Annotated in this window: 6 protein-coding genes and 1 pseudogene; all 7 read right to left on the bottom strand. The window is 75.3% G+C overall.

Annotated features, from left to right (window positions below):
• A pseudogene (locus tag DKT69_RS41500) lies at positions 1 to 1,316 on the bottom strand (hypothetical protein); the annotation flags it as partial.
• A gap of 47 nt (positions 1,317 to 1,363) precedes the next feature.
• Entirely contained in the window at positions 1,364 to 1,684 is a 321-nt protein-coding gene (gene cutA / locus DKT69_RS31180; protein WP_109805013.1) for a divalent-cation tolerance protein CutA, read from the bottom strand.
• A gap of 49 nt (positions 1,685 to 1,733) precedes the next feature.
• Positions 1,734 to 2,753: a 1-acyl-sn-glycerol-3-phosphate acyltransferase gene (locus tag DKT69_RS31175; RefSeq protein WP_109805012.1), complete on the bottom strand. Its 1,020-nt coding sequence runs from the start codon at positions 2,751 to 2,753 to the stop codon at positions 1,734 to 1,736.
• A complete protein-coding gene (locus DKT69_RS31170) occupies positions 2,753 to 3,586 on the bottom strand; it encodes a patatin-like phospholipase family protein (protein ID WP_109805011.1) in 834 nt (277 codons plus the stop codon). Before DKT69_RS31170 ends, DKT69_RS31175 begins: the two co-directional genes overlap by 1 nt.
• A 273-nt stretch (positions 3,587 to 3,859) precedes the next feature.
• A complete protein-coding gene (locus DKT69_RS31165; protein WP_109805014.1) occupies positions 3,860 to 4,921 on the bottom strand; it encodes a glycosyltransferase family 4 protein in 1,062 nt (353 codons plus the stop codon).
• A gap of 136 nt (positions 4,922 to 5,057) precedes the next feature.
• Positions 5,058 to 5,729, bottom strand: a complete 672-nt coding sequence (locus DKT69_RS31160; RefSeq protein ID WP_109805010.1) for a BON domain-containing protein — start codon at positions 5,727 to 5,729, stop codon at positions 5,058 to 5,060.
• Between the two features lie 187 nt (positions 5,730 to 5,916).
• A partial coding sequence (locus tag DKT69_RS31155) for a trypsin-like peptidase domain-containing protein (RefSeq protein WP_109805009.1) occupies positions 5,917 to 7,320 on the bottom strand: 1,404 nt, incomplete at its 5' end.

Here is a 7,320-nt window from a genome sequence, read left to right as displayed (position 1 = left end):
GCGAGCCACCGCCGCCCGTCGGCCAGGTGCGGCTGCGGTTGACCAGCGACCGGCACTGGCTCGACCTGCGCGGGCCGACCGCCTGCGAGCTGCTCACCCCGCCCGAGGTGGCGGCACTGCGCGACCGCCCCGGCCAGGACGGCCGCCACCGACCCGGCCGCGACCAGCAGCAGCCCCGGGCGCAGCTCGGCCACCGGCCGGAGCAGCGCGGTGGCGAGCACCGGCACCAGCAGCCCGGCCGCGACCACCCGGTACGCCCGGCCGCCGGCCGCCAGCGCCCCGCCGAGCAGGGCGAGCGCCACCAGCAGCAGCGGACCGCCGGCCAGCAGCGGGGTGCCGGCGGCCCGACCCCAGGCCAGCGGCACCAGCGCGCAGCCGGCCGCGACGGCGAGCGCCACCCCGTGGCCGAGCCAGCCGAGCACCCGCCCGGCGACCACCGCCGGGGTGCCGACGAGGACACCCGCCCGCACCGGTGAGGTAGCGGGCGAGACCCGGGGACGCAGGGCGACCACCACCACGAGGTCGCCCAGCGCCACCCCGGTGCAGACCAGCGCCCACCCGGCGGCGGACGGCCGGGCCGGCGCCGCGGCCAGGGGCAGCACCGGCTGCGCGGCCAGCAGCGCCGCGAACCACGGCACGGTCAGCCGGCTCAGCCGCGCGTACCCGGCCGACACCGCCGCGCCGATCCCCCCGACCAGCGCGGCGTACCGGGTTCCCGGCCAGCCGGCCACGCCGAACAGGTCCACCGTCCAGGCGGCGTACCCGTCCAGGAGCACCAGCAGCAGCCCCACCGCCGCGAACGTCTCGGCCGTGCCACGCAGCCCACGCCGGGTCGCGACCAGCGGCACGGCCAGCGCGAGCACGGTGACCGCGGCCAGGATCAGCGCCCGCCCGGCCACCCCGACGGCCGCCCAGGCGACGGCGGTGAAGACGATCGCCGCGGTGCCGAGGAGGAGTCCACCGAGGACGAAGAGCAGGCCCTGCACCGTCCGGGTCGAGGTCTCCGGCCGGCCCGGCCCGACCACGACCGGCGCCGGCGGGACCGGGACGGGTCGCACCGGCTGCGGCGGCGGGATCTCCAGGCGGATCCGGGCGGCCAGCTCCGACCGGCGCTGCCGGGCCGCGCCCAGCCGGGCCAGCAGGTCCTGGTACGTCACCCGGGCCCGCTCCACCTCCGGGGCCAGCGTGGCGATCTCCCGGTCCAGCCGGACCACCTCGGCGGCGGGCGGGTACGGCGGGCGATTGCAGCCGGGACAGCCGGAGGCGAGGTCGGCGGGCGCGCCGCAGCCGGGGCAGGGGTAGCCGGTGTTCTCCACCCGGACAGCATGGTGCCCGGGCGGCCGGCCGCCCAGAGTAGGAGTACCTAGGGGCGGGTGTGCTCGTGCACCCAGGCCGCGTAGTCGGGGTTGCCGCTCTCCACCCGGGTCACCAGGATCTCCGGCACCTCGTACGGATGGTTGGCGCGGAGCTGGTCGACCAGGGCGGTCACCCGGTCCGGGGCGGTCTTGAACTGCAGCGTCCACTCGGCGGTGGTCTGGATCGCCGACTGCCACCAGTAGGTGCTGTCCAACTGCCCGCCGACCTGGGCGCACGCCGCCAACCGCCCGGCGACGGCCGCAGCCGCCAGCACGTCCGCGACCGAGCGCGCGTCCACCACCGTCGTCACCACGCAGATCTGCTCCACGAGCGCACCCTACGTGGCGTTCCTCCGAAAAGCCTGGAACGGGGTCCGGTCAGGCGCCGACCCCGTCGCGGTTGGCCGCGATCCAGCCGTCGATCCGGGCCCACCAGTCGAAGAGCCAGTCGATGCGTTCCTGCCGGTCGACCGGGACCTCCTCGGGCGGCACCGACCAGAACCGCATCACGATCCGCTTGTCCATCGGCAGCTCCCGCCACACGTCGGTGACGGTGAGCATGCGGTCCAGCCCGGTGTGCGCGACGAAGACGACCCCGGCGTCCGGGGCGGCGTCCAGGGCGGCCAACAGCCCGCCCGGCTGCGGGGCGAGCACGTTCTGCATCCGCTCGGCGCGCAGCGCCATCCGCTCCAGCCCCAGCGCGCGCAGCCGGGCGATGGCCCGCAGCCGCCGGCTCGGGGTGAAGTTGCCGCCCTCCGGGAAGATCACGAACGCGTCGTCGTCGTCCAGGCCGGTGGCCAGGTGGCCGATCTGTGCGACCGTCGTGTCCCGGCCGTCCGGCCCGGGGGCGATGAACCGGTTCGGCAGCCGGTTGAGCAGCACGTCGATCGCCGGGTCCCACTGGAGACTCTCCTTGAGCACGATCCGCGGCTCCCGATGGAACCAGTTCACCAGCGCGTGGATCAGGATGAAGGAGTCACCGGGGCCGGCGTGCCGGCAGAGCACCAGCTCCGGCCGGCCGGGCAGCGCGGTGTCGGGGTCCGTACCGACCACGTCGATGCTCAGCCGCAGCGTCCAGCGGGCCTGCCAGAACAGCACCCGCAGGAAGTGCCCGGCCAGCAGGTAGTGCGCCCGCTGGAAGGCCGGCGACCGCTTGCGCGCGCCGAAGCCGGACGCCAGCCAGAGCCCGAACAGGGCGACCAGCGCGGCGGCGTCCCAGACCAGGTAGACCGCGCCGATCCAGAGCAGCCGCAGCGGTCGCAGCCGGCCGGGGACCAGCGGCGAGGCGGCCAGCGCGACCAGCGCCCAGGCGGGCAGGGTGGCCACCACCGCAGCGGCGAGCAGCACCACGCCGGGAGCCAGCAGCAACCGGCGTACCCACCGGGGCGGCAGCGGCATCAGTGCTCCAGCTGGGTCGCCAGGTAGTGCCGGGAGGCGGTGTATGCCCGGCTGATCCGCCGGCCCACCGCCGCCATGTCCCGGTACGCCCACGGGCTGTCGTCGCGGGGGCTTCCGCCGCCGGTCGGCAGCACGTGCACCTCCACCCCGTCGGGCAGGGCCGCCATCTCCCGGGCGAACCGGTGCCGCCGGGCGACCTCGAAGGCGACCTGGGCGATCTCCCAGGGCCGCCGGGGCGGGCTCAGCTCCCGCTCGATCCGTCCCACCTGGAGGACGAAGATCCGGGTGGCGCCGGCGGCGACCGCCTCCCCGATCGGGATCGAGTTCACGATCCCGCCGTCGATGTAGTGCTGGCCGTTTATCTGGGTGGGCGGCAGCAGCCCGGGCACCGACGCGGAGGCGAGCACCGCGGGCACCAGCGGTCCACTGTGGAACCAGTGCTCGGCGGCCCGTTCGATGTTCGCCGCGCAGCAGCGGAACGGGACCCTCAGGTCTTCGAAGGTGGTGTCCTCGCCCAACTCGCTCTCCAGCAGCCGGCGCAGCGGCCGGGGCGAGTGCAGGTGGGTGCGCGCGGCGAAGCGGCGCAGCTGCCGGGCGACCGAGTCGCCGTACACCTCGCTGGCCTCGGGGGAGGCCCAGAGCCGGACCAGCCGGTCGGTGACGGCCTCGGACGGGTCGGCCGCGACCAGGGCGCCGTTGACCGCCCCGATCGAGGTGCCCAGCACCATGTCCGGCCGGATCCGGGCCCGGAACAGCGCCCGGAGCATGCCGACCTCGACGGCGCCGAGCACTCCCCCGCCGCCGAGCACGAACGCCACCGGACCGCCACTCATGACGTTCATCCTGGCACGCGGCCCGAAACGGGCCCGCCGGAGCCGGCCGGCGGCCGCGCGCGGTCACCGCGGGCCGCGCCGACGTCGCGGAGCGCGACCAGGGAACGGACAGCCGCCGACAGGGCGGACACGTTCCCGCAAAGCTGACGGCCGCGGTGGACCGGCTCCCCGCAAAGATCGGGGAGCGGCAGCACGAGGGGAGCATCGCACCCGGGTACGCCCGTCAGCTCGACGCCGCGGCCGCCGGGCTGACCGCGGCGCGGACGTGACCGGTCAGCGGGCCGTGACCCGGGCCGGCTCCCGCGCCCCGGGGCCGACGGCCCGGTCCGCGAGGAAGCTCCGGTACACCGCCTCGTAGCCGCGGGCCATCCGCTCCATCGAGAAGTTCTCCGCGACGTGCGCCACGCAGTCGGCCGGGTCCAACCGGGACGACTCGCGCAGCGCCGCCGGCAGCTCGTCGGGCCGGTCGCAGACCAGGCCGGTCCGGCCCGGGCGGACCAGCTCCGGCACAGCGCCCCGGCGCAGCGCCACCACCGGCGTACCGGTCGCCATCGCCTCCAGCATCACCATGCCGAACGGCTCCTCCCACTGGATCGGCATGATCAGGCAGCGGGCGTTGAGCAGCAGCCGCTGGGTGGCCTCCCGGTCCGCGTTCAGCACCAGCGTCACGTCCTCGTCCAGCAGGGGCTCGACCACCTGCTCGAGGTAGCGGCGCTCGGCCGGCTCGTTGCACTTGCCGGCCAGGGTGAGCGGAAGGCCGGCCGCCCGGCAGGCCCGGATCGCCACCTCCGGGCCCTTGTCCGGGCTGAACCGGGCGAGCCAGAGCACCGGCCCCCGACCGGGTGTCCGCTTGCTCGGAACGTCCCGCGCCGGCATCGCGTTGTGCACCGTGCCCGCCCAGGGCAGCCCCGGGTTGGCCCGCCGCTGGGCGTGCGAGATGGCCACCAGACCGACGTCCTGGTCGATGTCGCTGAGCACGTCGCCGTACTCGCCCACCGGGTTGCCGTGCACGGTCGCCACGGTGGGCACCGCCCGGTGGCCGGCGATCAGCGGGCCGATGTTGGTGTGGTCGTGGATCACGTCGAAATCGGCGGCGGAGATCAGCCGGTTGACCCGGGCCAGGTGGGCCAGCTCGGGCAGCGCCTCGCCGAGCCGCTCGTACTGCAGCACGGGCTCGGTGGAGACGAACTCCGCGCCGGTGCCGTGGTCCGCGCCGGCGCCGAACAGGGTCACCTCGTGACCTTCCCCGACGAGGCCGTCCACCAGCCCGGCCACCACGTGTTCCAGCCCGCCGTAACCGGGTGGCGGCACCGACAGCCAGGGCGGCGCCACCATCGCGATCCGCAGTGGCCCTGCCCGCGAGCGGTCCGACGACAGGTTGTTCACGGCCACGAGTCCTCCCCGTTGGTCCCCGACGATCGTGATCGGCGGCGCTTTCCCGGTGCCGGCGGCGGCAAACGGCGGCCCGGCCTCATCCGGCGACGACGAGCCGCTCGTGCACCTCCCGGACGCCCGGCATCGACCAGGCCACCCGTTCCGCCTCGTCCCGCTGCCACCAGGAGCGGACCACCCCGCTCAGCACCACGGTGTCCCCGCTGACCTCGATGTCGACACGTTCCGTGCCGGTCCGCCGGATCAGCGCCCGTTGCAGGTCCCGGCGGATCTGTTCGTCGCTGGGCGGGCTGGGCGGGTGGACCTCCACCAGGTTCGTCACCCCGCGTACGCCGCGCAGCCGGCGCAGCTCCCGTTCCGCGGTACGCCGCTGGAAGCCGTACTCCACCTCGCCGCGGAGCATCACCCAGCCGTTGGCGACCGTGACGTCCAGCCGCTCGGCGGGCACGAAGCTGTCCCACTCCAGCGCCCGGCCGGCCGCGATGGCGATCTCCGCGTCGGTGCGCTCGTCCGTGCCGGGCAGGCGTACCTCGATCTCGCTGGCGACCGCCCGCACCCCGCGTACCCGGTGGGCGCAGCGCTCGGCAGCCCAGCGGCGGGCGTAGCTGTCCACCCAGCCGGTGAGCGTGACCACGCCCGCGGCGACCGTCACGCCGATCTCGGTCGGCCGCGTCTGCGCGTCCCAGTCGAGCTCGTCGAGCACGTCCCGCTGGATCTCCGGATCGGTGCGGGCGGCGGTTGCGGTGGTCATCACGTCCCCTCCCCTACGGTTCCCGTCCGTCGAGGATGCCGCCGGGCGGGGTGAGCCGGGCTCACCCGATGCGGGTGAGCGGGTACGGAAAAGGCGGCGGGCGACGGAGCCAACCCCCTTGGCTCCGTCACCCGCCGCCTGGCGGAGGAAGGTCCGTATCCCCGCGCCTTCTCGGCGCGTCAATCCCTTATGACGTCTCGGCGAGCGTCACGGTTGCCGTCTGTGCCGATCCATTCCGCTTGAACTGCACCTCGACCCGGTCGCCCACCTTGCCGGACTGGACGGCGCCCACCAGGTCGTTGGAGTCGTTGATCACCTTGTCGCCGAACTTGGTGATCACGTCGCCCCGCTGGAGCCCGGCCTTCTCGGCGGCGCTGCCCGGGGTGACCGCGGCGACCAGCGCCCCGCCGTCCTCGGCGGCGTTGACGCTGACCCCGAGCGAGGGGTGGCTGACCTTCTCGCCGCGCTGGAGCTTCTCGGCGACGTCCTTTGCCTTGTTGCTCGGGATGGCGAAGCCGACGCCGATGTTGCCGTTGCTGCCCTGCCCGGCGGTGGCGATCGCGGTGTTGATGCCGATCACCTCGCCCCGGGTGTTGACCAGCGCGCCGCCGGAGTTGCCCGGGTTGATCGGGGCGTCGGTCTGGAGCAGGCCGGAGATCGAGCTGGCGGCCCGCTGCGGGTCCTGCTGCTGGCCCTCGCTGCCCGCCTGGATGGTCCGGTCCCGGGCGCTGAGGATGCCCGCGGTGACCGAGCCCTGCAGGCCGAGCGGGCTGCCCAGGGCGAGCACCTGGTCGCCGACCTGCATCCCGTCGCTGTCGCCGAACTTCGCCGCCTTCAGCCCGCTGACCCCGCCGGCCTTGACCACCGCCAGGTCGGTCTTCGGGTCGGTGCCGACGATCTTCGCCTGTGCGGTCTTGCCGTCGGCGAAGACCACCTTCACCGTGTCGCCGCTGGCGGAGGCGACCACGTGGTTGTTGGTCAGCACGTAACCGTCGGCGCTGAGGATCACCCCGGAGCCCTCACCGTTGTCCGTGATGATCGAGACCACGCTGTCCTGGACGGCGGCGGCGATCTTCGGCAGGTCCGCGCTGTTGAGCACGGGCGCCGCCGAGTAGGTGCGGGTGACCCCGCCGTCCCCGTCGAGGGCCAGGGCGAGCGCGCCGCCGGCCACACCGGAGCCGAACATCAGCGCCAGCACCAGCGCGCCCGCGCCGACGAACTTGCCCGCCCGGCTCGGCCGGGCGGCCGGCGCCGGGCCCCACGGCGGGACCGGCTGGCCGGGGAGGTGCGGCTGTCCCGGGTGGTGCGGCTGGTAGGGCTGGTGCCCCTGGTACGGCGGGACCGGCCCGCCGGCGTGCGGGTAGCCCGTACCGCCCTGATGCGGCGTCCCGGCGGGCCAGCCGGTCTGCTGCTGCCCGCCGTACCAGGGCGTACCCGGCTGCGGCTGCCCGGAGACCGGGTGCTGCGGCTGCCCGGAGACCGGGTGCTGCGGCTGCCCGGAGACCGGGTACGGCGGGGCGGACGGGGTCGCCGTGGGCGGACCGTACGGGCTCGCGGGGCCGGGGTCGCCGGCCCCCGCGAGCCCGTACGG

Source organism: Micromonospora sicca (assembly GCF_003172935.1).
GTDB classification, from domain to species: Bacteria; Actinomycetota; Actinomycetes; order Mycobacteriales; family Micromonosporaceae; genus Micromonospora; species Micromonospora sicca.
The sequence above is the reverse complement of the archived record's forward strand: the minus strand, read 5'-3'. Positions and strand labels throughout refer to the sequence as shown.

What these genes read in the sequence shown, in the direction of transcription:
- DKT69_RS31175 (WP_109805012.1), bottom strand. Translation starts at nt 2,753, where the DNA reads ATGCCGCTGCCGCCCCGGTGGGTACGCCGGTTGCTGCTGGCTCCCGGC.
- DKT69_RS31170 (WP_109805011.1), bottom strand. Translation starts at nt 3,586, where the DNA reads ATGAGTGGCGGTCCGGTGGCGTTCGTGCTCGGCGGCGGGGGAGTGCTC.
- DKT69_RS31165 (WP_109805014.1), bottom strand. Translation starts at nt 4,921, where the DNA reads ATGGTGGCGCCGCCCTGGCTGTCGGTGCCGCCACCCGGTTACGGCGGG.
- DKT69_RS31160 (WP_109805010.1), bottom strand. Translation starts at nt 5,729, where the DNA reads ATGACCACCGCAACCGCCGCCCGCACCGATCCGGAGATCCAGCGGGAC.